The 23,145-nt window shown below is 38.4% G+C and carries 20 protein-coding genes; 6 read left to right on the top strand and 14 right to left on the bottom strand.

The window, feature by feature from the left end; genetic code table 11:
* The first annotated feature begins 138 nt into the window (after window positions 1–138).
* Window positions 139–1,950: an IucA/IucC family protein gene (locus tag ACUN24_RS12555; protein ID WP_445562789.1), complete on the top strand. Its 1,812-nt coding sequence runs from the start codon at window positions 139–141 to the stop codon at window positions 1,948–1,950.
* Between the two features lie 261 nt (window positions 1,951–2,211).
* Window positions 2,212–2,838 (top strand): M23 family metallopeptidase, encoded by a 627-nt coding sequence (locus ACUN24_RS12550; protein WP_445562788.1) that lies wholly within the window; start codon window positions 2,212–2,214, stop codon window positions 2,836–2,838.
* A gap of 10 nt (window positions 2,839–2,848) precedes the next feature.
* On the opposite strand, the gene ACUN24_RS12545 is transcribed toward ACUN24_RS12550, so the two are convergent.
* Window positions 2,849–4,552: an FAD/NAD(P)-binding protein gene (locus tag ACUN24_RS12545; RefSeq protein ID WP_445562787.1), complete on the bottom strand. Its 1,704-nt coding sequence runs from the start codon at window positions 4,550–4,552 to the stop codon at window positions 2,849–2,851.
* A 484-nt stretch (window positions 4,553–5,036) separates the two neighbouring features.
* Here ACUN24_RS12545 and ACUN24_RS12540 point away from each other — a divergent pair, with 484 nt between their 5' ends.
* Window positions 5,037–5,597 (top strand): DUF1543 domain-containing protein, encoded by a 561-nt coding sequence (locus ACUN24_RS12540; RefSeq protein ID WP_445562786.1) that lies wholly within the window; start codon window positions 5,037–5,039, stop codon window positions 5,595–5,597.
* Between the two features lie 4 nt (window positions 5,598–5,601).
* Here ACUN24_RS12540 and ACUN24_RS12535 read toward each other — a convergent pair whose 3' ends face one another.
* The 4 genes from ACUN24_RS12535 to serC form a co-directional block, all read right to left on the bottom strand.
* Entirely contained in the window at window positions 5,602–6,393 is a 792-nt protein-coding gene (locus ACUN24_RS12535) for a lacto-N-biose phosphorylase central domain-containing protein (RefSeq protein ID WP_445562785.1), read from the bottom strand.
* 179 nt (window positions 6,394–6,572) lie between these two features.
* Window positions 6,573–6,719, bottom strand: coding sequence for a hypothetical protein (locus ACUN24_RS12530; protein ID WP_445562784.1), 147 nt, complete (start codon window positions 6,717–6,719; stop codon window positions 6,573–6,575).
* A 25-nt stretch (window positions 6,720–6,744) separates the two neighbouring features.
* A complete protein-coding gene (locus ACUN24_RS12525; RefSeq protein WP_445562783.1) occupies window positions 6,745–7,866 on the bottom strand; it encodes a DUF1015 family protein in 1,122 nt (373 codons plus the stop codon).
* An 11-nt stretch (window positions 7,867–7,877) separates the two neighbouring features.
* Entirely contained in the window at window positions 7,878–8,975 is a 1,098-nt protein-coding gene (gene serC / locus ACUN24_RS12520) for a 3-phosphoserine/phosphohydroxythreonine transaminase (RefSeq protein WP_445562782.1), read from the bottom strand.
* 322 nt (window positions 8,976–9,297) lie between these two features.
* Between serC and ACUN24_RS12515 the strand changes: the two genes are divergently transcribed.
* Window positions 9,298–9,765, top strand: a complete 468-nt coding sequence (locus ACUN24_RS12515; RefSeq protein WP_445562781.1) for an Lrp/AsnC family transcriptional regulator — start codon at window positions 9,298–9,300, stop codon at window positions 9,763–9,765.
* 475 nt (window positions 9,766–10,240) lie between these two features.
* Here the strand turns inward: ACUN24_RS12515 and ACUN24_RS12510 are convergent, their stop codons facing one another.
* The 5 genes from ACUN24_RS12510 to ACUN24_RS12490 form a co-directional block, all read right to left on the bottom strand.
* A complete protein-coding gene (locus ACUN24_RS12510; protein WP_445562780.1) occupies window positions 10,241–10,516 on the bottom strand; it encodes a hypothetical protein in 276 nt (91 codons plus the stop codon).
* A gap of 90 nt (window positions 10,517–10,606) precedes the next feature.
* A complete protein-coding gene (locus ACUN24_RS12505) occupies window positions 10,607–11,074 on the bottom strand; it encodes a ribosomal protein L7/L12 (RefSeq protein WP_445562779.1) in 468 nt (155 codons plus the stop codon).
* Between the two features lie 79 nt (window positions 11,075–11,153).
* Window positions 11,154–11,894 carry a DUF3667 domain-containing protein gene (locus tag ACUN24_RS12500; protein WP_445562778.1) on the bottom strand — a complete coding sequence of 247 codons (741 nt, stop codon included), beginning with the start codon at window positions 11,892–11,894 and terminating at the stop codon, window positions 11,154–11,156.
* Complete coding sequence (locus ACUN24_RS12495; protein ID WP_445562777.1) at window positions 11,894–12,157, bottom strand: hypothetical protein; 264 nt, start codon at window positions 12,155–12,157, stop codon at window positions 11,894–11,896. The genes ACUN24_RS12500 and ACUN24_RS12495 overlap by 1 nt, the downstream gene beginning before the upstream one ends.
* A gap of 394 nt (window positions 12,158–12,551) precedes the next feature.
* The gene (locus ACUN24_RS12490) at window positions 12,552–13,091 is read right to left on the bottom strand and encodes a hypothetical protein (protein ID WP_445562776.1); all 540 of its coding nucleotides are present in this window, start codon (window positions 13,089–13,091) and stop codon (window positions 12,552–12,554) included.
* A 181-nt stretch (window positions 13,092–13,272) separates the two neighbouring features.
* Between ACUN24_RS12490 and ACUN24_RS12485 the strand changes: the two genes are divergently transcribed.
* On the top strand, window positions 13,273–14,166 hold the full coding sequence (locus ACUN24_RS12485; RefSeq protein ID WP_445562775.1) for a winged helix-turn-helix domain-containing protein: 894 nt from the start codon (window positions 13,273–13,275) through the stop codon (window positions 14,164–14,166).
* A gap of 161 nt (window positions 14,167–14,327) precedes the next feature.
* Here the strand turns inward: ACUN24_RS12485 and ACUN24_RS12480 are convergent, their stop codons facing one another.
* Complete coding sequence (locus ACUN24_RS12480; RefSeq protein ID WP_132394810.1) at window positions 14,328–14,663, bottom strand: L-rhamnose mutarotase; 336 nt, start codon at window positions 14,661–14,663, stop codon at window positions 14,328–14,330.
* Between the two features lie 113 nt (window positions 14,664–14,776).
* A complete protein-coding gene (locus ACUN24_RS12475; RefSeq protein WP_445562774.1) occupies window positions 14,777–16,294 on the bottom strand; it encodes an alpha-L-fucosidase in 1,518 nt (505 codons plus the stop codon).
* 211 nt (window positions 16,295–16,505) lie between these two features.
* On the opposite strand from ACUN24_RS12475, the gene ACUN24_RS12470 reads away from it, so the two are divergent.
* The gene (locus ACUN24_RS12470; RefSeq protein WP_445562773.1) at window positions 16,506–17,393 is read left to right on the top strand and encodes a helix-turn-helix domain-containing protein; all 888 of its coding nucleotides are present in this window, start codon (window positions 16,506–16,508) and stop codon (window positions 17,391–17,393) included.
* A gap of 697 nt (window positions 17,394–18,090) precedes the next feature.
* Here the strand turns inward: ACUN24_RS12470 and ACUN24_RS12465 are convergent.
* Window positions 18,091–20,067, bottom strand: a complete 1,977-nt coding sequence (locus ACUN24_RS12465) for a PAS domain S-box protein (protein ID WP_445562772.1) — start codon at window positions 20,065–20,067, stop codon at window positions 18,091–18,093.
* 185 nt (window positions 20,068–20,252) lie between these two features.
* Window positions 20,253–23,048: a substrate-binding domain-containing protein gene (locus tag ACUN24_RS12460; protein ID WP_445562771.1), complete on the bottom strand. Its 2,796-nt coding sequence runs from the start codon at window positions 23,046–23,048 to the stop codon at window positions 20,253–20,255.
* Window positions 23,049–23,145: the final 97 nt, after the last annotated feature.

The raw sequence follows: 23,145 nt of genomic DNA, 5'->3' as shown, positions 1-23,145 counted from the left end.
CTCAGGATGACAATCAATTACAATACTACTGGTTGGTCAGGATTTGTAATCCCGACCATAGAGAACCGGATTTAAAATCCGGAGTACGAAAAGTCCAGATTACAAATCTGGACTAACACAAATAAAAAATTAAATACCATGAATTACAACAATTTCAATCACATAAAACCTTTAAAAAAAGAAGTTTGGGATAAGGTAAACCTAAACTATATTGCAAAATCAATCGTGGAGTTGATGCACGAAAAATTAGCAGAACCAACGCTGATCAATATAGACGAGCAAGGAAATTCTGATTTCCGTCTTGCAACAGATTCTAATGAGATCTATTATACTTTTTCAGGTCAGCAACGTGCTTTAGATTATTTGCACATCGACAAACAAAGCATCAAAAAATTTGTAAACGGAGAAAGTGTAATCGTTAACAACGCCCCGGCATTTTATACAGAACTACAGCAAACTTTTGGAATTAAACCTTTTACCTTGGCGCATTTTGTGGAAGAGACCTTAAATACGTTATATGCGGATGCTTATATCCACGAAAAAGGTCGTTTAACCGCTGATGAATTGGCTAATGCTGATTACCAGACCATCGAACACCAGATGGACGGTCACCCATGGGCTACTATTAATAAAGGACGCATCGGTTTTAACCACAGCGATCAAGGTAAATATGCGCCAGAAGCAGGACAGAAAACACAATTGGCCTGGCTGGCAGTCCACAAATCAAGGGCACAGTTTAAAAGCATCGAAAGCATTTCTCCGTTTTCCTTTTACAATGAAGAACTGAGTTTAAAACAGGTTCACGACTTTAACCAGGTCCTGATCCAGCAGGAATTAAATCCTGAAGATTATTTCTTTATCCCCGTTCACGAATGGCAATGGAATAATAAAATCGTATTGCAGCTTGCACATGATATTGCCCATCAATTGATTATTCCAGTTGGTGTCGGGAAGGATGAATACATGTGTCAAAACAGTATCCGTACTTTCTTTAATGTAAGTGAACCTAAAAAACATTATGTAAAAACGGCCATTTCTATTTTAAACACCTCCATTTTCAGAGGACTTTCGCCGAAAAAACTGGCCATTGCTCCAAAGGTAACACAGTGGGCAAAAGACATGTTACAGGGTGATGAATACTTAAAACAAACCCGCGTTGTACTCTTAGGCGAAGTGGCTACAGTTGCTTATACCCATCCTCAATATAGCGAAATACCCGGTTCACCATATCAATACCAGGAATTTTTAGGTGCAATCTGGCGAGAGAGTGCTGAAAACTACTTGTTAGAAGGCGAAAACATCATGACTATGGCGAGCCTGCTTTATGTAGATGATAATGGAAAAAGCATGGTTGAGGCACTGATCGAAAAATCGGGTTTAACTGCCGAAACCTGGTTAAACGCTTATTTATCGGCTTATCTTAAACCAGTGTTAAGGATTTTTTACAAACATGCTTTTTTCTTCAGTCCACATGGCGAAAACACCATTTTGGTAATGAAAAACGGTGTACCGGAGCGGATTATCATTAAAGATTTTGTAGAAGAAATTGTGTTAACAGAAGAATCGAAAGCAAAATTACCGAATGATCTGGTAGATGTTTTAAGGGAAATTAACGATGAGTTGGCGCCTTTATTTATCCTATCGGGGATATTTGATGCTCTTTTCAGATACCTAAGCAATATCTTCCACAGTTATGTTGGCCTGGATGAAAAGCAATTCTGGCGACAGGTGGCAGATGTAATTTTAGCATTTCAAGAGGAAAACCCGGAGCTTGTTCCTAAATTTCAAAAATTCGATTTGTTTGTACCCGAATTTATCAGGGTGTGCATTAACCGCGTAAGGTTACTCACCCACGGTTATAGCGAAAGCACCGATGTTCCGGTTCCGGAATTGATTGGTACGTTAGTTAACCCGGCGGCAGAAGCTTTGAAAGAGAATGTTTTGGCGTAATGTGCAGTCAGATGTTACCACCTGACTGTATCCACCTAAGATATTTGAATCAGTGGCAGATGGTAACATCTGCCACCACTACAAAAGTTCGTCATTGCGAGAAGGCTTTTTCAGCCGACGAAGCAATCTTACAACGATCGCTATTAGCGACCGCATTAAGATTGCTTCGCCGTTCCTCCTTATAATGACGAACTTATTTTTAAACTATAAAAATAGTTTATTTTAATAAAATCATTATCTTGCCTTAAATTACTCCCTGGTATGAAAACATTATTATTTCTATTTTTATCAACCTTTTTATTCGAAACACCGACCATTGAAAAAGATCGCGATCGCTGGAAACCTTATTATACCGATACTGCTCCTTCAAAAACAGCAGATCAATGGTTTCTACCCTTTGATGTGGCTAACCGAAAAAAAGCAAATAACATTAAAATCATCAGCATTTTTGGCGATCATCGGGATAGTTATGTTAAAGGTCATATCCATACGGCTATTGATATTAATCCTGCCCAACCAAAAGCGAAACTGGTTAATGTTTACGCGATGGCTAATGGAATAGTTTGCTCTGTACATTTAGGCGAAAATCAACGTACTGTGGTCGTTAAGCATAAACTCCCTAATGGCCAAACGATGTTTACCTCCTATAAACACCTTAAAGAGGTTTATGTTAGCAACGGACAAAATGTTGATCAAAACACTAAACTCGCCAGGTTATTTACACCGCAGGAAAGTAAAAAGTATGGTGGCGATTACCACCATCTTCATTTAGAAATCAGGAAAAAATTTGATGATTATGGTTGTGCAAGCTGGCTAACTTTTAATACTAAACAACTGAACGAAAGGTTTTATAATCCTCAGGCATTTATAAAAGAACACATCAAATAGATAAGGGCTTTTAGCTCAAAATACGATCCAGCACCGCTCCAGATGCTGCTTCAGAGAAATCAATACCCGAATAATCCGGATTATAACCACCAATGTATGGAACAGCCATGATATAGATTCTTTTATTCGCCTGCCCAGCCTCATCAACCACCTGAAAATAATCGTTGATGGTGATACCTGGAACAGTTAAAAGGTAATTATCGCCTTTTTTGGTCACTAAATCATTATGCTTCATTTCTTCCTTTCCAATAGCAGCCGACTGGAATTTTAATCTTGCCGGGCTTATGGTGCCATTTTTAATTAAACTTTTAAAAGGAAAATCATCAAAAGAAAGATGCGGTTGACCAATACAATCAATAAAGGTATCGAAATGGACAGTAACTTTTTTATCATCTACCTTGTAATGGTAATCTGCACCCCCGGTTTTTAAGGGTTCTACTTCGGCATCATCGCCAACAGCTACAATACTTAATACTCCAGCATCATGCAGGGCCAACAGTTCCCTGCACGAACTTTGGGGTACAAATGCAATTACAATGGATATAAGTGGCATTAACACTTTTTGCAAGCGTTCCATATCCTCAGCAGAAAGGTATTTTGCCGGATAGTTCATCGCAAAACTTAAAATGGCAAGGGCCTCTTTCCAATAGATTGATTTTCTCTTCTCGATCGATTTTTCTGCTTCTTCATATTCCTTTTTGAAGAGAGCAAATGGTTCCATCTTTTCGCGGTAGTCCATCATTGCACTTACGAACTGCTCAAGATTCATGTCTTTAATCTTTTCATAAAAAACAGGATCTTTTTCAATGAACATCTCTTTAAAATTCTTTTCAAATACAAAATCTAAAGGCAAAAAGCCCTCATTTACCTTAATGCTTTTTTGGATTTCGGTTTTACTTAGCGTTTCGTCCTTCCCTAAATGCGAATCTTCCAGGTGAAACCTGATCGCTGGTAATAGCCCACTCCTGGAGTGCATAACGATTTTAAAACCTTTATTCTTTAAGTGGTACGAATAGGTACCATCTTCATTATCGGCAAAATCTCCGTTTTGTCGCGCCAAGGTTCTTAAGGCATCAATGGCAGTTAACGAAGAGCCCATAATGCCAACGGCGTGGTTCAGTTCTAATGCAATTTTTTTGGGCGGATATGGAGAATCGAAATAATGAGGAATTTTACCTTCATATTTTTTTGGCCAATTATGACCGGTACAGATGATTACCTGGTCGAAATGAGCTTGATCACGCCCTTTAACACTTACCGCTACCTGATTATCTGCAGGTAAATCGATAATATCCTCCACAATACAATTTAAATGCACATTGGTCTTAATCCCGTTATTTTCTGCAACCTCTTTTAATAACTTAAACTGAGCGGAAAGATATTCGCCAAAAAACAATCTGGGCAAGACCTTATACTCGTTAAATTTATCGGCATTAATATCAAATTTTTCTAAAATTTCTTTCGGTGCAATTTTCACCCACTCTTCAATTGAGTTATATATGACTGGAATTTCATTGTCAGACACGTTAGTAATGTGTTCTACATTTGCTCCTTCAGCACTATAGGGCATACCCGCTCCTAAATAATCTTTACGTTCGAATATCTCTATTTCGAAGTTGGGAGCTTTAGATTCAATTAATCTTTTATACATGAACAGACCACTCGGGCCGCCACCAATGATGGCAATTTTCTTTTTTGCTGTTTTCGTATCCATTTATAATTTATACAATCCTAAAAAAAGGAAATTGTTTTAAATCGATGGAAAATGTAAGAGGAATGATGGAATTGATTGCCGTGGAGGCACGAAACGAGGAATACTCTTTCTCGGTTGTCATCCTGAGGAGTAATTTATTTTCTCCTTATAAGATCCCCTCGGGTTACCGTCATTTCGAGCGGAGTGTAGCGCAGTCGAGAACCACGGAGTGCTCAGCGAAGCTAAATCTGCCTAGATAGATCTCTCCATTTCGCTGTGCTACAGTCGAGATGACGACCATTCTATTGGAGTTCGCCCTCAACCCTTAGCCCTCTGTGCCTTTCTTTGTGTTCTCGGTGGTGAAAAAATAAAGGAAATCACAAAATTCTAAGAACCTATTTTGATTAATGCTGTTAAAAGATGAGTGAATTAGGAGTTTGGAGTCAATCAACCAGTGTTAAATGAATGACTAATCGAGCTAATGTACCAGTGAACAATTAAACTTATGAACGATTTAAAACTATATATGATTTTACTGGGCTCAAAAGCCCCAAAAAGAAACGTAGAGCAGCACGACTATTTCTTCGGCATCGCCCATTCACTAAAAGATCTTGTGCCCGAAATTAAAGCATTTTGGCCAGGAACAGGTACCAGCCTGCATATCGATGGCTGGCGCGAAGTAACCAAAGTTGATGATTACGGAATCAATATTAAATTAAGGGATAAGCATACGCTACCGTCGCTACATAAATTATTCTTTATCAACCTGGGGGGCTATTTATCCAACAAATTATACGAACAGCACCATATTGTACTTTCAGTGCATGATGAAAGAGCCAAAGCCATTCAGGATGCTAAGAAAACGGTGTTTTTTAAAACCAATTCAATCAAAGGAGCCAATTCGCACATCGACGAAAAATATGGAATCGATGTAGATGATATTTACAAAATTGAGGACATTTTAAGTGAAGAGGCCAAACAGAAATACCACATCGAAATAAAACCATCTTCAGGATTACCAGAAGATGAGATTCATTTAGGCTATTTTAAACTGGATAAACTTTAAGCAATTATTTTTTAACGAGGCTTTTTAACCAAACCACCAGATCGTAGGCAGCTTTATCGTTTTCGAAGCCCATTTCTTTTGGTAAACGGCCATTAACATATTCATCATACAGCCATGGATCAGCAATGGCAATTACATTACCTTTACCAAATCTGGTAGTGGCAATAACCGTTGCACCAGCCGCATTTTTCAAAACCGGTTTTGCCCCGTTTTTGGTGCCGATTGAGCATACATCTTTCATAAATATTTTTTTTGCCGTTTTAAACACCGGATTATTTTTGATCACGATGCCACCATCTTCAAAATGTGCATCATCAATTACATGATTTTGCATTTCATTGGTAAAGTGCATGCCGAAAACATCAGCCAATTTATTAAAGTGTGGCAACTCTACGTTTGCGCTATCGTTAGCAAACATCACCAATACCCCACCCAGCTTAACCCAGGCAGAAATTGCAGCAATGTGGTCAGCTTCAATGTAGTTTGGCTTAGGATTTTCTTTCGGACGATCGGGATCGACAATTAAGTAAACATCACTTCCTTTTAAATTAGCTATTATTGGTGCTGTTTCAAGCGAATCCAATTTAAATCCTTCTTTTTTAAATACATTACCAAAAACGGAAAAACCACTCATTGCCTGCTCATTCCACAGGTAATGAAAACGAACTTCTTTACCCTCTTTATCTTTACGGGTTTCACGATTAAAAAAATAATCTAAAGTAACAGTCTGTGCACTTGCCAGAATAGATGAACAGATTAAAACAGAAAGTATGCAAGCTTTAAAAAGCATTTTCATAAACATATCGGGTTATATTGTAATTGGTTAATAACCCAAAAGTATAAAATTTAACGATAATGAAATTGTTATAATCAACCAACAAAGACATCATTAAAGATAAAACTTGCTCTACATACAGGTAAATTGATTGACCAGAACAAAGAAATACCGCCATGGTTAAAATCAATATAACAGCTTTACAGCCAATGCATATAATCCTGCTCGGCGTCATTTTTTCTCTTGTTTACCTTAAGCCGCTTTTTGTACAAGGCTACTAAAAAGAACGTAATTATCAGGATGGTGGTGCCTATCTGGGCTATATTTTCTAAGTCGAGATCGAACATATCGTTTGTTTTATAAGTTTAACCATTAATTTATCCTCACCTGTTCACCTTTCGCCAATATGGCTACCGAGCTACTTGCCATAAATCCTTTCGGAATCTTTGGTGCTATCCAGGTAGATTTGGGTGGCAAAAATTCACCCTTTTCTGCAACTGTCATAAATGCATCGGCTGTCATTGGAAAAAGCGAAAAGCCAATCGAAGTTTCATCACGATCCAGCTCAGTGAGAAATTGAGTCCATTCGCAATCCGGAAAGCAGATCAGCCTTTCATCTTCCTTTGGTTTATGAATTCCCAGCACAGCTGAAAGGATTTTATCCTGCAAAATCACTGTATCAGGTACTGCTGACAATTCAACAGAAGCGCTATTTAAATCCAGCTGATACCATTCACCTTTAAAACAAAAGCCCAACCTATTCTTCTGATCAGGTTTATAAGCCTTTTTATTGGGGATTTTTGAGATATAATAATACTGTTTCAGTTTTTCCATCAACAGCGCTTCAGAAATATCTACACCCGAAACCATTCTATGAAAGGCGCCTATAGAAATTACATCGGCTGAAACAAGTAGCGAACTGATCTGCTGAGGCCTACTTTTCTGTAGTGAATACGCTGCTTCTAAACGATGATGACCATCGGCAAGGTAAACGGCATCAAGCTTCATAAATTCTTCAACAAATTTTTCAATCACATCTTCTTCCAATACCTGATAAAGAAAATGGTCCATTTGCGACCATTCGCTTGCCAAAGGCTTACGCGTACGCACCACAAAATCAATAAGCGCATCTAAGGTTTTATCTTTTTTGTGGGCCAATAAGATTGGCGATTTTTGCATTGCCTTACTTTTCCGCTCTATTTTAAGCGATTCTACTTTTGATGATACAGTTTCTTCGTGCCTTTTAATTGCATTTGCTGGTGTTTGAGAGAGATCGATATCCGTCCAAATCCCCCTAATGATACCTAATTCGCTACGGAACTCGTAAACATAAATAGCAGGCCGATCATCCAAAGGGCATCCAAACAAGTTGAGCAGGTCTTCAAAAGAAAGTTCCTCATTTTTATGCACCTTACCGTTTACCTGATCAGAAATCATCAGCTCAAATATGTCTTTGCCCGGCTGTAGTGCCTTCAATGGTGAAATTTTTATCATCGTTTAACGGATTATTCGAGTTCAAGAACTGTTTTATCGCTGTATATTTTTTCAAAACTGGCCATAGCATTTACCAGAACCTCAACACTCGATAATGGGAGCGCATTGTAAAGCGAAGCCCTAAATCCGCCAACTGTTCTATAACCTTTTATGCCTACAATTCCTTGGTCTGCTGCATATTTTAAGAACCCGGCCTCTACTTCTTTGTTAACGGCTAAGAAAGTAACGTTCATTCGAGAGCGATGCTCTACATCGGCCGTACCATAGAATAACGAATTTCGGTCTATTTCGGCATATAATAATTTTGCCTTTGCTATATTTCTTTGTTCTATTCCACTTACGCCACCCTGATCTTTAAGCCATAATAAATTGAGCATGGCTACATAAATAGAAAAAACTGGCGGAGTATTGTACATGCTCATATTATCGCGAAATATGCGATAGTCCATCATTGATGGAATTTCTTTTTTGGCTTGGTCAAGAAATTCGTTTTTAGCAATCACGAGTGTCATCCCTGCAGGCCCCATATTCTTTTGTGCACCTGCATAAATAAGATCAAAATCAGCTATATTAATTTTCCTGGAAAAAATATCTGATGACATATCGCAGATCAACGGCGCACTTGTAGTAGAGAAATCAAATATTTCTGTACCCTCAATCGTATTATTCGAAGTACAGTGCAGGTAAGCAGCTTGCTTATCGTTGTAAAATTCAGCTGGAATATAAGCATAATCTCTATCTTTCGAAGAAGCCAAAACCGCTACTTCACCAAATAACCTGGCTTCTTTAATGGCTTTCTGTGCAAAATACCCGGTATCAAGATAAGCTGCTTTTTTTCCTGCGCCTAAAAAATTCATCGGAACCATAGCAAATTGTGTACTGGCCCCGCCCTGTAAAAAAAGTACGGAGTAGTGATCGGGAACAGACAATAACTCACGAACCAAAAGCTGGGTTTTAAGTACCACATCTTCAAATTCTGGCGACCGATGAGAAACTTCCAGAATAGATAAACCCATCCCTCCCCAATTAATTACGGCCTGGGCAGCTTGTTCCATTACAGATGACGGCAATATACATGGTCCGGCACCGAAGTTGTGTTTTTTATGCATGAGAAAAATAATATTCGGTTAGATTAATTACAATGTAAAGATCAGTAGTTAAGCATATTATACCGCAACAACCTTTTTTTTTGGTAAAAATTATTTTTTATTAACCCCTTAACATCCTAAAATTTGGTTTAACCTATAGGGAAAATAACATAACAGAATATAATTTTTATTGGCGCCCCAAAATTCCCCCTATTATTGTAATTTATACACTAAGTATGTTTTTAAAAAAACACAATAAATTAAATAAAAATACCTTATTTTAACTATTTTTAAACTTTACAAAAGCAATTAAAAGAGAAACAATTATACACTAAGTATTTACATGCAACCTCAAAAAGTTGATCAGACTGATATCGAAATCTTAAATCTTTTACAACGCGACGGATTATTAACTTATAAAGAAGTTTCAGGCAAGCTTAGAAAAAGCATGACCCATATTGTAGAACGTATTAAAAAACTGAGGGCAAATGGCTACATCAAATCAACGGTTGCCATTGTAGATATTGATAAACTGAGGTCGCATTTTATTGCTTTTCCACATATTCAACTTACCGTGCATTCGGAGGATATTGTAAAAGCATTCAAGACTGAAATGGAGAAATACCCAGAGGTAATGGAATGTTACCACCTTACTGGTCATTTTGACTTTATGCTAAAAGTGGCCATGCCCGATATGGTTTCTTATAACAATTTCCTCAGAGACAATATAGGTGCATTAGCTTACGTAGGAAATATCCAGAGCTTTTTGGTACTGAATCAATCAAAGGCTGAAACAGCTTATGCACTGTAGTTACATTGGTTCAATTGTCATTGGTTTATTAAGCGTGGCGGTAGATGTTACCATCTGCTGCTTCCCAGGTTTAATTAATGAATGATCTAAATCTGTCAGATGGTAACATCTGACAGCATTAAAAAAAATCAACATTTATCTCTAAACTATAGTTTTTAGATATCAAAGCTGGTTATTTAGCAGGAAAAATGCTGAAATAAATTCAGCATGACGATCGCCTTAGCGAATATCTACTAAAAAACAAATACAAACTAACCATATAAGACATTTAAGAAAATATAAGCTCAAATGAACTTATGTTTCATATATAGTAAAAATGAGGCTGTCTCATATATAGAATTGTCATCCTGAGCTTGTCGAAGGCCCTGCTTTAAATCTCTTACAAGGCGTTTCGACAGGCTCAACGTGACAAAATTCGATTGAATTATAATTTATGATTCAGCACCATGGATCATCTTGATTATAATACAGTTGATTATTTCGGCTCTCTTTTATTGTCTACCGCCGTACTAAATGTTTTATTAAACTCGCCTTTTATCCAAGTCGTTTTTCCAGTTTGCTGTATCGGAGGGGCAATAATGTAATTTCCGGTTTCGCTATCCAGGATCACGACCATATTATTGGCATTTACTTCAGTGTGGTACCTTCCACCGGTTTGATCTTGTCCATTTTTAAAACTGATGGCCGTAAACATTAAGCCAGCGCCCAAGAACCCCAGCAAAAGGGATTTTGTGTCTAATGTGATTTTCATATTCTTAAGATTTATTTATGTGTGTGAAATCAAGATAAGATTTCTGAACACCACATTTTAATTCTATCAGAAATATTGCAATATGTGATGTTAAATTTTAAACATGAGATAGGTTAAAGCCGCTGCAATCAAAATAACGAGCAACAGTTTTATCAAAAAATTTCTGAGTGGATTTTGGTTATTCCCGGAATTCTCAGAGATGATATTTTTAATATCGGTGTCCCTGCTTTGTAGCACCATAGTGCTGCCAGGCTTAAACTGCATTAGCTTTTCAACATAATCTTTGCTTTCGGTCAAGCCTGCGCCCGTTGCATCCTTATAATGTTTAATAGCATTTAACTTATTGCCCTGACGTAAAATAACCAATAACTCTGCATCCAGATTTGCCGGATTGTTTATAGGTTGCTGTACTCCTTCTTCCAGAGCATCTACATAATCTTTTGCTTCTTTTAAACCAAAGCCACTGTGATCTTTAACTACCTTAACAGCCGCTATTTTCTGGTTCCGTGAGAGAAATAACAGCGCTTGTTGCTTTACTTCGGGGCTAACATTAATCATAACTTTAAGCTATCAAAATATGAACCAATTATTACCCCGAGAAGAGGTTTCTATTAGCAGGAAAGATGCTGAAATAAATTCAATGCTTTGAAATGATGGCTAAAACGATTCCAATTATAAAGGTTAATAAGTTGTACGATACCGGAACAAGGATACTTCTTAAAATCAAGGCTGTTTTGCTATAGTTAAAAGCAGAAAAAAACTGGTAATAAAACCAGATGCTATAAAAAAAACCTAAAAACAAACCCATGCCATAAGTAAAAAAAACAATCACTTTGGTATCGGTATAAAAAATAGTAACCACCGAAATAAGTAAGCCCATAATCAGTTCTACGATAACACGGTTTGAATTTAGCACCAGGTGTTCGGAATAATTAAGCTTCGCTTTCCTGAACCCTAAAAAAGATAAAAGGGAATAAATGGGAATGGTTATGATCAATATCAGCTTTGGATGTTCGGAGATAAATTTTTCAGTACTACTCATCACGGCCTTGCCTCCCTTCGGCATCAGATCAGACATATTAAAGTGGGTATACGGCGCAATGAGACTTGATACCGTCAAGATAAGCAGGATGAGCGTAACAAAACTAAAATAAGGAACTCTTTTGCCCTGGATAAACTCGCGCACACTATGGCCAGGCCGGGTAAAAAGTGCTTTAAGGGTAAATAAAATACCTTTATCAACATGCCATATACCATGAACAAAATCGTGGGCCAGGAAATGTTTGATGGAATAGCGGTGCGTAGAAGATTTTTGCCCACAGTTAGGGCAAAAATTCTGTGTTACCGGAGCGGTACAATTTAGGCAATCTGATGACATTAAATTCGTTCTTTTGAGTTGCGGTTTTTAATTTCAGTATTAATCTCACCAAGGCTAATAAACGCTGGTAACAACGCCAGCATGCAGGATATGGGAATAGCTGCCATAACTTTTGGCGTTTTAGCCGTAATAACAAGATAAATTAAAACAAGAAATGCGGCAAGCATTACCAAACCAAGCCCAATTAATGCCCCCTTTATGCTCTGTTTTTTCTTGTATAATTCTTCAGTAGATAATTCGGTAAGTGGAATTACTTTCTTCATATTGTTTATTGTCTGGTTAATAATCTGTTAAGCAATGTTTTGATGTGGCTAAACAAATATACAATATATCACTAAAATGAGATAAAAATATTTAAAATTGATTGTCTGTTTTTTCAGCACGAGTATTTTTCATCCACGAAAGAGAAAACAGCAAAGCGTATTGGATAATTGGCGCTCCAAAATGCACAGATGTGTCCATTCTATAGGTTAACCAGAAAGAATGTTTTGAAAAACTTTCTCCCTGGTATGTACCCGATGTTACTTTAATCCAAAACAATTCCGTTCAAAATCTTATGGACTTTACCTACTATGGACTCTGATATTAATTTTTGCTCCGATTGTCTCCTGGAAGAAATGTTAAAAGCAAGCATTAACAACAATGTATATATTTTACTCAGCAACCTCCTTTTCGGGGAACACTTTTAAAAATCACTTTACCATTACGTTCTACATATTCGCAAGATATTATTGGATATGAATACTTAGGCGCATGCGATACGCTATGGCTCCTTAACATTATTTTGTCGTTAACTTTCAGGCTATGCAATTGCTCAAGTTGAGACTTTTCCGGCTCAAATTTTACAATATAATCGTCACCATTAATCCTGGCCATAACACCGAAACCTAATCTTGATCCTGGCGGAAGAGAAAGAGAAGTTACAACTGCCTCCATATTGGTGAAAGCATTTATATGCTTCCTTATTTTAGCGGTACCGGTAAGCACTTTTTTACCTGCTGGAGAAGACTCCCATTTTTTGTAATTTATGCCGTCGGCTGTAGCCTCCCATCTTTTCCTTTCGGCTTTCCTTTCCGCAACAGAAAGTGGCTTTGATGAAGGCTTTTTAGCCGTGTCAGTCTTGATTTCACAATTAGCAAATACTAGTCCGCTCACCACAACCAGTGGTAACATCAGTGCGTAAATTAATTTTTTCATGATTTTTGGGGTTTACTAAATAACATATAGATTCTTTTAATAAGTCAAATCAGATAGACATTCTTTTATTTTTTTTATGTGCTATCAAAGTTGATGCAGCAAAATTACTTTGACATTTTCCGGCTTAAGACATTTGAATTGTAAATAAAAATGTAAACTTTGTAAATAAAAAGCTGACACTATGCTTGATAGCCGAAATCACTTCTACTCGAAAGGTAAATATCTATTTGGATTCATGCTGGTTTTGTTTATCGCTGTCACCTGTGCAGCTTTCAGTATGACCGGCAGCGAGGACTTTGATTTCGCCAGAAGAGAAGTTTTGCTCCGCCGGATCGGACATGAACTACTTTTACAGTCAGGCGACAGCACATCGAGAGTGCTTCCGATAAAAAAAGTTACTGAGAATGAGTACCTGATCAGATTTGAGAAGGAGTTTACTTTCGACCCCATTTCTCTGGTGAATACCACTAAACGGTTGTTGGCCAATGACCCGCTGGCGGATGATTATGTTGTTAAAGTTTTAAACTTTAGCGACTCCAGCGTAGCCTATGCGTACGCGATATCCAAAAATAAAAAAGATGAAATTATAGCTTGCATAGGAAGAAAACAGCCAAAAGCACGTTACATGATCGACATTAAACTGAAACCGACAGGCATAAATACCGCAAAGAATGGATATCTTTTGGGCAGCCTGCCATTTTTAGCGTTTGTTGGTTTTATTTTTTTCAGATCTGTTAAACCTCGAAGAGTTTTACCCAGTAATGATCAGCATCCAGACTTGATTACATTGGGTTCAGTTTTGTTTGATGCAAGAAATCGTAAACTCACCATAAACGAAAAGATGATAGAATTAACCGTAACTGAAACCAGGTTACTGCTTATCTTCGCTCGGTCTCCTAATGAACTTATAGAGAGAAGCCGGTTGCAAAAAGAAATATGGGAAGATGAAGGTGTTATTGTAGGGCGTAGCCTGGATATGTTTATATCAAAACTTAGAAAAAAACTGGAGGCCGATCCTGCGATCAACATTGTTGTGATACGATCTAAAGGCTACAGGCTTGAAATTAATGCTTAAACCCCTCTTCCTACTCCAAATTAAAGTTTATTGGATGATTTGGCATTTACGAATGCCTTAAAGGTTTAGCACCGTAATCTACCGCCTGATAGAGATCTTAAACTACTGGTTCCAAAGATAACCGGGGGCAACTTAGGCCCCTCGGTTCGTTTTGATTATCGTTAGCCTTTTAGCTGGAATATATTTTTCATCAACACCCATTTCTCTCCAGGTTTTGCAAAAGGCAGTGCCTGCTGATATTTCCACATCAACATTTCCCATTCCTCAACCCGTGGGTTGGAAGCATCCATAAGTGCCTTTTTTTCGAAACTGAAATCGTCTTGCGTTTCCATCACCATAAACAAGCGGTTAGAAATGCGGTAAATTTCCATATCCAGTATTCCGGAGTCAGTTATGCTGCGTTTAATTTCAGGCCATCCATTAACATGGTACGCTTCATATTCTGCGATAAGTTTTTCATCATCAACCAGATCAAGTGCCAAACAGTATCTTTTCATTTGTAATTATAAAATTTTCATTAGGTTGATTATTGACATGCTAATTAAACTACTTCCAAGCTCAACAGTATGCAGCGTTCGGTTTCCACCAAAGCGGATTTAATAGGATAGTGTTATTTCTTAAATTCTATTTTATATCCTGTTACCGCCCAGGTTGGGTAATTTTTCGGCTTTTTGATCACCAGTGAACCATCTGTTTGTGTCCAGTCCAGTTTTTCTTTACTACCTAAAAGGGTAACCGAACTGATCGGTTTATCCAGATATTTAGAATTTTTTCCCAACAATTCCATTTTTATATCTGTTTTGGGAACAGCTAAACAGAATGCAAAAAGATCGCGTCCCTTTGTTGTATAACGGATATCTGTAGCCTCGTATTCACCGGTGTCTGTCAATCCGCCGAAAACGCCTTTTTTCTGGTTCGATTTAATTGTAGATGGTCCTTCACCGTAGACTTTCCAAGGCCTTGTAGCATAAATTCCTTCGCCATAAGTCTTGGTCCATTCGCCTATTTCCGTTACTATTTTAATTACATCAGGCTCTAAATCTCCTTCCGGTGTTTGTACAACATTAATCAGTAAATTTCCATTTTTACTCACCACATCAATTAAAAGCTGGGCAATTCCATTTGCACTCTTGTAGCGTTGTCCTGTTCTGTAATACCAATCGCCAATTGAGGTATCGGTCTGCCACGGAAAAGGGCTGATCGAATCCAGCACACCACGTTCTACATCCTGGGCCCACTTACCCCCTGAAGCTTCTTTAGGCGTGTAAACGGCTTCCAGTTTACCTTTATTTTTAGCCATATCCTGATTGTAATAATGTGCAACCATTTTACGTCCATATTCTTCAAAAGGAACTTTGCTATCAGAATAAAGCAGATCAGGGTGATAGAGATCAATAAGTTCAGTTACATATTCTAACCATTTTTTATGCCATGCAGGATTATTGGTCAACCATTCTTTGATGTCGCTCGAGTCGGCAGGTAAATGATACAAGTCTGAATATTTAGGATCACGGCCATCATACGGAACACCGGCAAACTGGCCGGTTGTATCCGACCCATGGCTGGGCTGGAACCAGTTGAAACTTGCAGCAAGATGCTCAGAAACCCCAAAACGGAGCCCTTCTTTTTTTGCTGCTTTCTGCCAAAGCCCAACTACATCTTTATGCGGCCCCATATTTACCGAATTCCATTTATGTATCTTCGAATTCCACAAAAAGAACATATCATGGTGCGAACCCATGCTTACAAAATATTTGGCACCCGCTTTTTTATAAAGCGCCATTAATTGTTCAGGATTCCATTTTTCTGCCTTCCAAAGTGGAATAATGTCTTTGTAACCAAATTTGGATGGTGTTCCATAATGCTCTACATGATATTTATTCTGATTATTCCCTTGTAAATACATGTTTTTGGCATACCAATCGCCCTGACGAGGAACTGCCTGAGGACCCCAATGCGACCAGATACCAAATTTAGCATCACGGAACCAGTCAGGATATTTATACTCTTGTAAGGATTCATCGGTAGGGCTGAATTTACCTTGCTCAGTAGTAGTGGTCTTTTGCTGAGCTTGTGCATTTAACAACATGGAAATTGTAATGATGCTTAAGAATATTTTTTTTTTCATTGTGTGATCATTTAAAAGCTACTATTCCGGTTTCAATATAGTGAAGATCGGAATGCTAAATATCCGGCAGCAATAATCAGATGATGATAATTGCAAGACTCCCTGTCTCCCGAACGGTTTATACTTGGTACTATGATCAAAAATAAACATCTTATCCGACCTATTTTTGAATAAATTAGACTTTTTATTGTAAAAATCCGACATTTAGAAAATGATCAAAAGAGTCCTGCAAAATACCTTTTCGCTGCTCAATGTAGATTATGTGAAATTAACTGAAAAATGGAATTACCTGAACGTAATCAGTCCGTATTTCCGGATTTATTATATAGATGATGGAAATGGTGAGGTATCTGACACGTCGGGATCTTTAAAACTCGAACCCGGATATCTATATATAATACCCAGTTTCACACTTTGTAATCTGCATTGTAACGGATATTTGAGCCAATATTTTGTACAGTTTTTTGAAGAATCTGCAAACGGCACTTCCCTATTTGCACGAAGCCGTAATGTTTCAAAAATTAAGGCAACACAGATGGACATTGATCTTTTTAAGCGGCTGCTCGAAATAAATCCTGGTCGTGGCATTAACCGGTCTGATGACCCAAAAATTTACGAGAAAAATATTTTCTATAAAGAATACCAGGAATTGAACAATATGCAAGGCTTAGCTAGTTACCTTGAAACGCAGGGCATACTACTTCAGTTGATGGGACGTTTACTCCAACCACAGTTACATCGAAAACATGAGGAACGACATGCGCCAGTCAAAATAGCTGAAACAGTAGGTTATATCCTTGTAAATTTGCAGCAGGAACTATCCGTAACCAGTCTGGCTTCACGTGTAAATCAGCACCCTGATTATTTCTCTCGTTTATTCAAAACTTTTACCGGCCAGCGGCCAGTTACCTATATTCTTGAAAAAAGGATTGAACGGGCGCAGTATTTATTAGCCACCAGCAGGCTTGCCTATTCGGATATCGCGACACAAACCGGATTTGATAATCTCTCCTACTTTTCAAAATCCTTTAAAAAACTTACAGGCATGTCTCCCAGTGTCTATAAAAAACAGGTCTATATTGTAGGTTTCACTTTATAATAATTACATCTTAAGTGATTAAGGCTTCATTAGCTTCGACCCAGAATTCGAATAAAAAACTGATTTACAATGAATAAAAACAAAAAATACGAGTGATTAGTTACACTTACACTGGTTATTATTGCGCTATCTTTATGCTGTTTAAATTTTTATAATGGAAATAAATCTCTCCGAGGGATCGTCATCCTATAGCTATCGGATGCGAGAGGGCTTTTTCAGCCGACGAAGCAATCTTTACAGCAAGGATTACTAGCATGATAGATTGCTTCGTCGTTCCTCCTCGCAATGACGAGCTTTTTTTGGAGTTGAAATGGCCCTCGATTACGCTATCAATGACGTTATTTTATAAATTATTATTAACAGCATTTTAATTATTTTTGCATTTCCATCCAGCTAGGCCATAGCACGGTATCCCCGTTCTACTTAAATCCGGCCTAACAAATTTTTCGGGCTGCACTGCCTAAGCCAACATACTAGCTTCGAAAGAAAAATTTTCAGCCGGCAGTTTTTGTTTCTTTTTGATGCCAAAAAGAAAGAGCCCTTCGGCGGCGGCGAGCCGAGGCAAGACTGAGCCTTAGGACAAGAGAAAACAATTCTACGTCACTTATATTGATTTTTATATAATAAATTATCCCTCAGAATGACATATGGAATAAATTTTATTTAATTTTAAACAGGCGCTAAGCCCCCCATTTATTTAAGCCCAAATTGTTTGCGCTAATGGTAAAGAGAAATTAAAGGTTGCACCTTTACCGGGTTTGCTTTCCACCCAAATCAGGCCACCATGGCGTTCAACAATATCTTTCGATATAAAAAGCCCCAGGCCTAATCCTGATGAACCGTCTTTATTTTCTTTGGCCTGGTAAAACTGGCTGAATATATGACGCTGGTTTTCTTCGCTAATACCAGGGCCAAAATCTTTAACCGAAGTAAGTACCACGTTATCCAAATGTTGAACCTTCAATTCAATTGTTTTTTCCTGAGGTCCATATTTAACTGCATTGTTCAATAAATTAGTGAGTACCTGTTCAAGGCGCATACGGTCAGCATTAACAAAGCTTTCTTCCGGCATTTCAATATTTAAAATATGCGCCGGATGGGCTTGCAAAAAAGATTCTTTCATTTCCTGAATAAGCATGGCCAGGTTAAGGTATTCCATATTCAGTTGTAGTTTTCCTGACTGGATTTTGGAGACATCAAAAAGGTCACTAACCAGAACGATCATTTTTTCCAGTTGTTTGATCGCCCGTTCAAGGAGATTTTTCGCTATACCTTCTCCCGTGTTGCGATTGGCCAACTGCAAAAAACCAAAAAGAGAAGTCATCGGTGTTTTTAGTTCATGTGAAGCCATTGCAATGAATTCGTCCTTTTTCGCACTGAGTTCCTGTACCTCTTTAAAAAGCATCGAATTTTCTATAGCAATGGCCGCCTGGGAAGCCACAGTAAGGACAAGTTCCTCATGCTCTTTTTTGAAAATTGCCTTTTCCTGATGACCAAAAAACAGCCCGCCTATCACCTCACCTGATTTGTTTTTAACCGGAACCGTCAGATAACTGATCACAGGTAGAGGTTCGGAAAGTTTTCCAAAAAACGGCGAATTTTTACCGTATCGGGCATCCTGGGTGATGTCGTCTGAGCGAACTACTCCTTCTCTGAAAGTAGAATGAAATAAGGCAGTATCATCTGGCGTCGGTAAATTAACGAAGGCCTCTCTTGGAACACCCGACATGGTGTATAACCAGTGAGATTCCCCTTCCTGGTTAACTTGATGATAAAAAAACGCACCAAATGCTGCACCGGTTAGCTTTGTAGTAGAATCGGTTACCTGCTGTAATATTTGCTGAAGGTCTAGCGATTCGTTAATGCTCCTGCCCACTACATTCAACAATTCCAGGCGTTCCATGTGCTTGGCAATTAATTTTTCAGACTCCTTTTGGGAAGTAATATTACGGGCGACCTTAGATGCCCCAATAACAACTCCATCGTGATTTTTAATAGGAGATACGGCGAGTGAAATATTTAACAAGTGCCCATCTTTTGTTTTTCTGATGGTCTGTATATGGTCTACCTTTTCGCCACGTCGCAGGCTTGCAATGATAGTTTCTTCTTCGATCAAACGATCAGCAGGGAGAAGTATTGTGATCGGCTGGCCAACGGCCTCGTCTTCGGTATAACCAAAAATATACTCTGCTCCTTTATTCCAGGTCGTTATGATTCCATCAAGCGTTTTACTGATAATGGCGTCTTCAGAACTTTCTATAATAGCAGCAAGCATGGATTGTTTTTCCTCTGCCTGGCGTTCGAAGGAAGCGTCATGGGCAATTTGAGACATGCCAATAATTTGCCCCTGATCATCTTTAATCGGCGAAAGGGATAAGGTGACAGGTATTTGTGTCCCCGAACGGCTAACACGCATTGTTCTGTATTGGCTGATACGCTTATCGCTTAAAACCTCCTTCATCAGCCATTCCTTCTCTGAATACTTGTCATCTGGAATCAGCATCAAAACAGATTGGCCCAGTATCTCTTGTGCGGTATAACCAAACATACGTTCTGCAGCCGGACTCCAATTGGTGATCCTGAATTCAAGGTCATGACAATATATGGCATCCTGAATGCCTTCAAAAATGGATTGTAATGTGAAGAGGTCAGGTAGATGCGCTGATTTTATCATAATAATTGTGGATTAAGATCCATCGAAAAAACCCATCAAATTTATTGAAGATATTTCAAAAAATCATTTTTCCTAAATGTTTTTTGCATGTTTAAGTACCTTGACAAAGAGAAAAGTATATCATTATTATTCTTCGCCAATGATTTGAAAAGGTACGGAATCTATAACACTCGAACTGTTCATCATCAATTATTCTGTTTTTTCTTAAACTCGCTGGGGCTCATTCCATATTTCCCCTTAAATAAGGTTGAAAAGTAGGTTGGTGAGGCAATGCCTATTTTGAAGGCAATTTCGGAAATGGAATAATCTTCATTCATGAGCAGGTAACTGGCCTTTTTTAGCCTGCGGGTTAAAATGTAGTCCGTAATACTGCAATCGAGTAATGCTTTAACCTTTCTGTATAGCTGAATACGGGAAATACCGATCATTTTGGCAATGTCCTCCACATTTAGTGTTTCATTACCCAGGTGGTGCTCTACAATGCCTGCAAAATCATTGAGGAACTTTTTATCAAGTGCGCTTAGTGTAGATTTTTTCTCCACGCCAGAGCTGATATCGCTGATGTAATGTTCCTTTAGTAACATACGGTTGGCAAGCAGGTTTCGTACATTTGCCTGGAGGAAGTCAAAATGAAAAGGTTTGGTCATATAAAGATCGGCCATACTGTTTATGCCCTCGATCTGCTGTTCAGGACTAGCCTGCGCGGTGAGCAGGATAAGCGGAATATGGGAAGTTCGAAGATCGGTTTTAATTCTATTTGCAATTTCTTTGCCCGACATACCGGGGATAATCACATCTGAAACAATGATATCAGGAATTTTTTCGAAAGCTTCATGAAGCCCCTGGTTACCGGTTGTGGCGGTGAATACTTCATAATTGACTGAAAATTTTTCATGAAGATAATTTAACAGGTCGAGGTTATCCTCAATGATCAGGACGGAATATTCTTTGATATACTCACCAATCGGATCGAACTGTCTATCCTCAGCCGGCAACTCTTCTGTGATATAAACTTTTACTTGTTCGGTTAATGAAACACTTCTGTCATCTGCGCTTACAGGGGAAAGCTTTGAATCTGTGGATTCTCCGTATGGTATGGTAACCGTGAATGTACTTCCTTGCCATTTTCTGCTCTGCACCTCAATAGTACCACCGTGCAAATGTACCAGTTCACGGGTAAGGGAAAGGCCAAGGCCAGACCCCCTTGATTCGCTGGTATTGGATTGATAAAATTGGTCCCAAACCTGCTGCAGTTCCTCTTGATTCATCCCGCTGCCATTGTCAGCAACTGAAATGATGAAATTATTATCATCAGTGGTTAAGTCCACATGTATTCTTCCATGCGCCGGGGTAAACTTCAATGCGTTACTCAACAAATTCAGGATGACTTTTTCAAGAATATTTACATCAAAATTGGCTACGATATCAAGCTGTGGAAAGGAAAATTTCAAAGCAATATCTTTTTTCAGGGCGCCGTATCTGAAGCTTTCTATGATTTCATTCAGGAAAGACTGAACGCTGTTCCTGGTTGGTTGCACATGAAATTTCTGGTGTTCTATCTTTCTGTAATCAATAAGTTCGTTAATCAGCTTCAATAACCGATACGCATTCTTTTGAATCATTGTTAGTTCCCGCTTTTCACCGCTTTGGATTTTATCGCTTTTAAGGAGATCTTCCAATGGCGATAAGATCAACGTTAGCGGGGTTCTGAACTCATGGGATATATTGGTAAAAAAATTAAGCTTGGCCTCAGTTGCAGCCTCTATTTTGGCCGAAGCATCGATTAACTTATTTCGTTGATCCAGAATCTGGACATTTTTCTGCTCAAGGCTTTTGTTAATTTTCCGGTTCTCCAATAAGGAGAAAAATGCCAGTCCCCCAAATATCACGGCCAATACCAGTGTGATCACAATAAAATTGAGCACCAGCTTTTGATTATCGTAGATCCGAAGCTGATCGGATAACATTGTTTGCTGGCGTTCAATATCTCTTTGCTGGCTGGATACCTTTGCCCACTGAAGTTTCATCAGCTGAACTGAAGAACTGTCGATCACTAAGCTCTGCAGGATATTTTCTTTTGAAAAAGCTTCTTTATTTAAAACTTTGAAAGCAATGCTAATGGCTTCTTTGCCTCCTGTGGGATATAATACGCTGGCGGATATTTTTCCTTCACTGATTAACTGGAGTCCACCACCCGAACCAGGAAGTGCATCTACTCCTATTACCTTAATGTGTTCTGAAGCTTTGTGATGGCGAAGAAAATCTTTTGCACTCGCGGCCATAACATCATTGTGTGCAAAAATAGCATCAGATTGCAGGATCTTTTCTTTATTCTTTTCAAGCTCCAGAAGAGTACTGCGGGCAACCCAGTTACCATAAACCTGAGCGACCAATTTTACGCCCGGTGATTTACTTAACTCTTCAGAAAATCCTTTATCACGCTCCATGGCCGGAGAAGATCCCGGTAGCCCCAATATCTCCACTACTTTGCCATTTCCCTTGAGTAGCTTAGTGATGTATTGGCCAGCCATTTTGCCTACCTGATGGTTTTCGGCGCCTACATAAGCAGTGTATTGGGAGGAGGAAGTTTTCCGGTCAAGAACAATTACAGGAATTCCTTTATTATATACTTTTTCAACAATATCTGTTAACGGAGATGCTTCATTTGGTGATATGATTAAAAGATCAATATGATTATCGACTAATTCTTCTACCTGTTCAATCTGTTTCTTGCTGCTATTGTTAGCATCCATATAAATGAAGTTGGTTCCTGACCGAAGGGAAAGTTCCATTTTCATTTCTTCCAGCATCGTTTTCCTCCACAAATCAGAACCAACACATTGCGAAAAACCGATAGTGAACTTTTTTTCTTCCTTCTTTTCCGAACAGGAACTAAAGAAAAACAGCGTAGTGATCAGACCCAAAAGCCAAACTTTGAATTCCTGAACAGCAGCTATTTTCCGGAATATTTGATTATTCATTTAATAAAGCTATAGATTACTTTTCAATATTGGAAATGAGGAATAAATCGTAGCACAGCATCATGTAACCAAATTTAACATCCGATGTTACAATATT

The organism is Pedobacter sp. WC2501 (assembly GCF_052682415.1).
This window is presented reverse-complemented; position numbering and strand designations above follow the sequence as displayed.

What these genes read in the sequence shown, in the direction of transcription:
- ACUN24_RS12555 (WP_445562789.1), top strand. Translation starts at nt 139, where the DNA reads ATGAATTACAACAATTTCAATCACATAAAACCTTTAAAAAAAGAAGTT.
- ACUN24_RS12550 (WP_445562788.1), top strand. Translation starts at nt 2,212, where the DNA reads ATGAAAACATTATTATTTCTATTTTTATCAACCTTTTTATTCGAAACA.
- ACUN24_RS12545 (WP_445562787.1), bottom strand. Translation starts at nt 4,552, where the DNA reads ATGGATACGAAAACAGCAAAAAAGAAAATTGCCATCATTGGTGGCGGC.
- ACUN24_RS12540 (WP_445562786.1), top strand. Translation starts at nt 5,037, where the DNA reads ATGAACGATTTAAAACTATATATGATTTTACTGGGCTCAAAAGCCCCA.
- ACUN24_RS12535 (WP_445562785.1), bottom strand. Translation starts at nt 6,393, where the DNA reads ATGAAAATGCTTTTTAAAGCTTGCATACTTTCTGTTTTAATCTGTTCA.
- ACUN24_RS12530 (WP_445562784.1), bottom strand. Translation starts at nt 6,719, where the DNA reads ATGTTCGATCTCGACTTAGAAAATATAGCCCAGATAGGCACCACCATC.
- ACUN24_RS12525 (WP_445562783.1), bottom strand. Translation starts at nt 7,866, where the DNA reads ATGATAAAAATTTCACCATTGAAGGCACTACAGCCGGGCAAAGACATA.
- serC (WP_445562782.1), bottom strand. Translation starts at nt 8,975, where the DNA reads ATGCATAAAAAACACAACTTCGGTGCCGGACCATGTATATTGCCGTCA.
- ACUN24_RS12515 (WP_445562781.1), top strand. Translation starts at nt 9,298, where the DNA reads ATGCAACCTCAAAAAGTTGATCAGACTGATATCGAAATCTTAAATCTT.
- ACUN24_RS12510 (WP_445562780.1), bottom strand. Translation starts at nt 10,516, where the DNA reads ATGAAAATCACATTAGACACAAAATCCCTTTTGCTGGGGTTCTTGGGC.
- ACUN24_RS12505 (WP_445562779.1), bottom strand. Translation starts at nt 11,074, where the DNA reads ATGATTAATGTTAGCCCCGAAGTAAAGCAACAAGCGCTGTTATTTCTC.
- ACUN24_RS12500 (WP_445562778.1), bottom strand. Translation starts at nt 11,894, where the DNA reads ATGTCATCAGATTGCCTAAATTGTACCGCTCCGGTAACACAGAATTTT.
- ACUN24_RS12495 (WP_445562777.1), bottom strand. Translation starts at nt 12,157, where the DNA reads ATGAAGAAAGTAATTCCACTTACCGAATTATCTACTGAAGAATTATAC.
- ACUN24_RS12490 (WP_445562776.1), bottom strand. Translation starts at nt 13,091, where the DNA reads ATGAAAAAATTAATTTACGCACTGATGTTACCACTGGTTGTGGTGAGC.
- ACUN24_RS12485 (WP_445562775.1), top strand. Translation starts at nt 13,273, where the DNA reads ATGCTTGATAGCCGAAATCACTTCTACTCGAAAGGTAAATATCTATTT.
- ACUN24_RS12480 (WP_132394810.1), bottom strand. Translation starts at nt 14,663, where the DNA reads ATGAAAAGATACTGTTTGGCACTTGATCTGGTTGATGATGAAAAACTT.
- ACUN24_RS12475 (WP_445562774.1), bottom strand. Translation starts at nt 16,294, where the DNA reads ATGAAAAAAAAAATATTCTTAAGCATCATTACAATTTCCATGTTGTTA.
- ACUN24_RS12470 (WP_445562773.1), top strand. Translation starts at nt 16,506, where the DNA reads ATGATCAAAAGAGTCCTGCAAAATACCTTTTCGCTGCTCAATGTAGAT.
- ACUN24_RS12465 (WP_445562772.1), bottom strand. Translation starts at nt 20,067, where the DNA reads ATGATAAAATCAGCGCATCTACCTGACCTCTTCACATTACAATCCATT.
- ACUN24_RS12460 (WP_445562771.1), bottom strand. Translation starts at nt 23,048, where the DNA reads ATGAATAATCAAATATTCCGGAAAATAGCTGCTGTTCAGGAATTCAAA.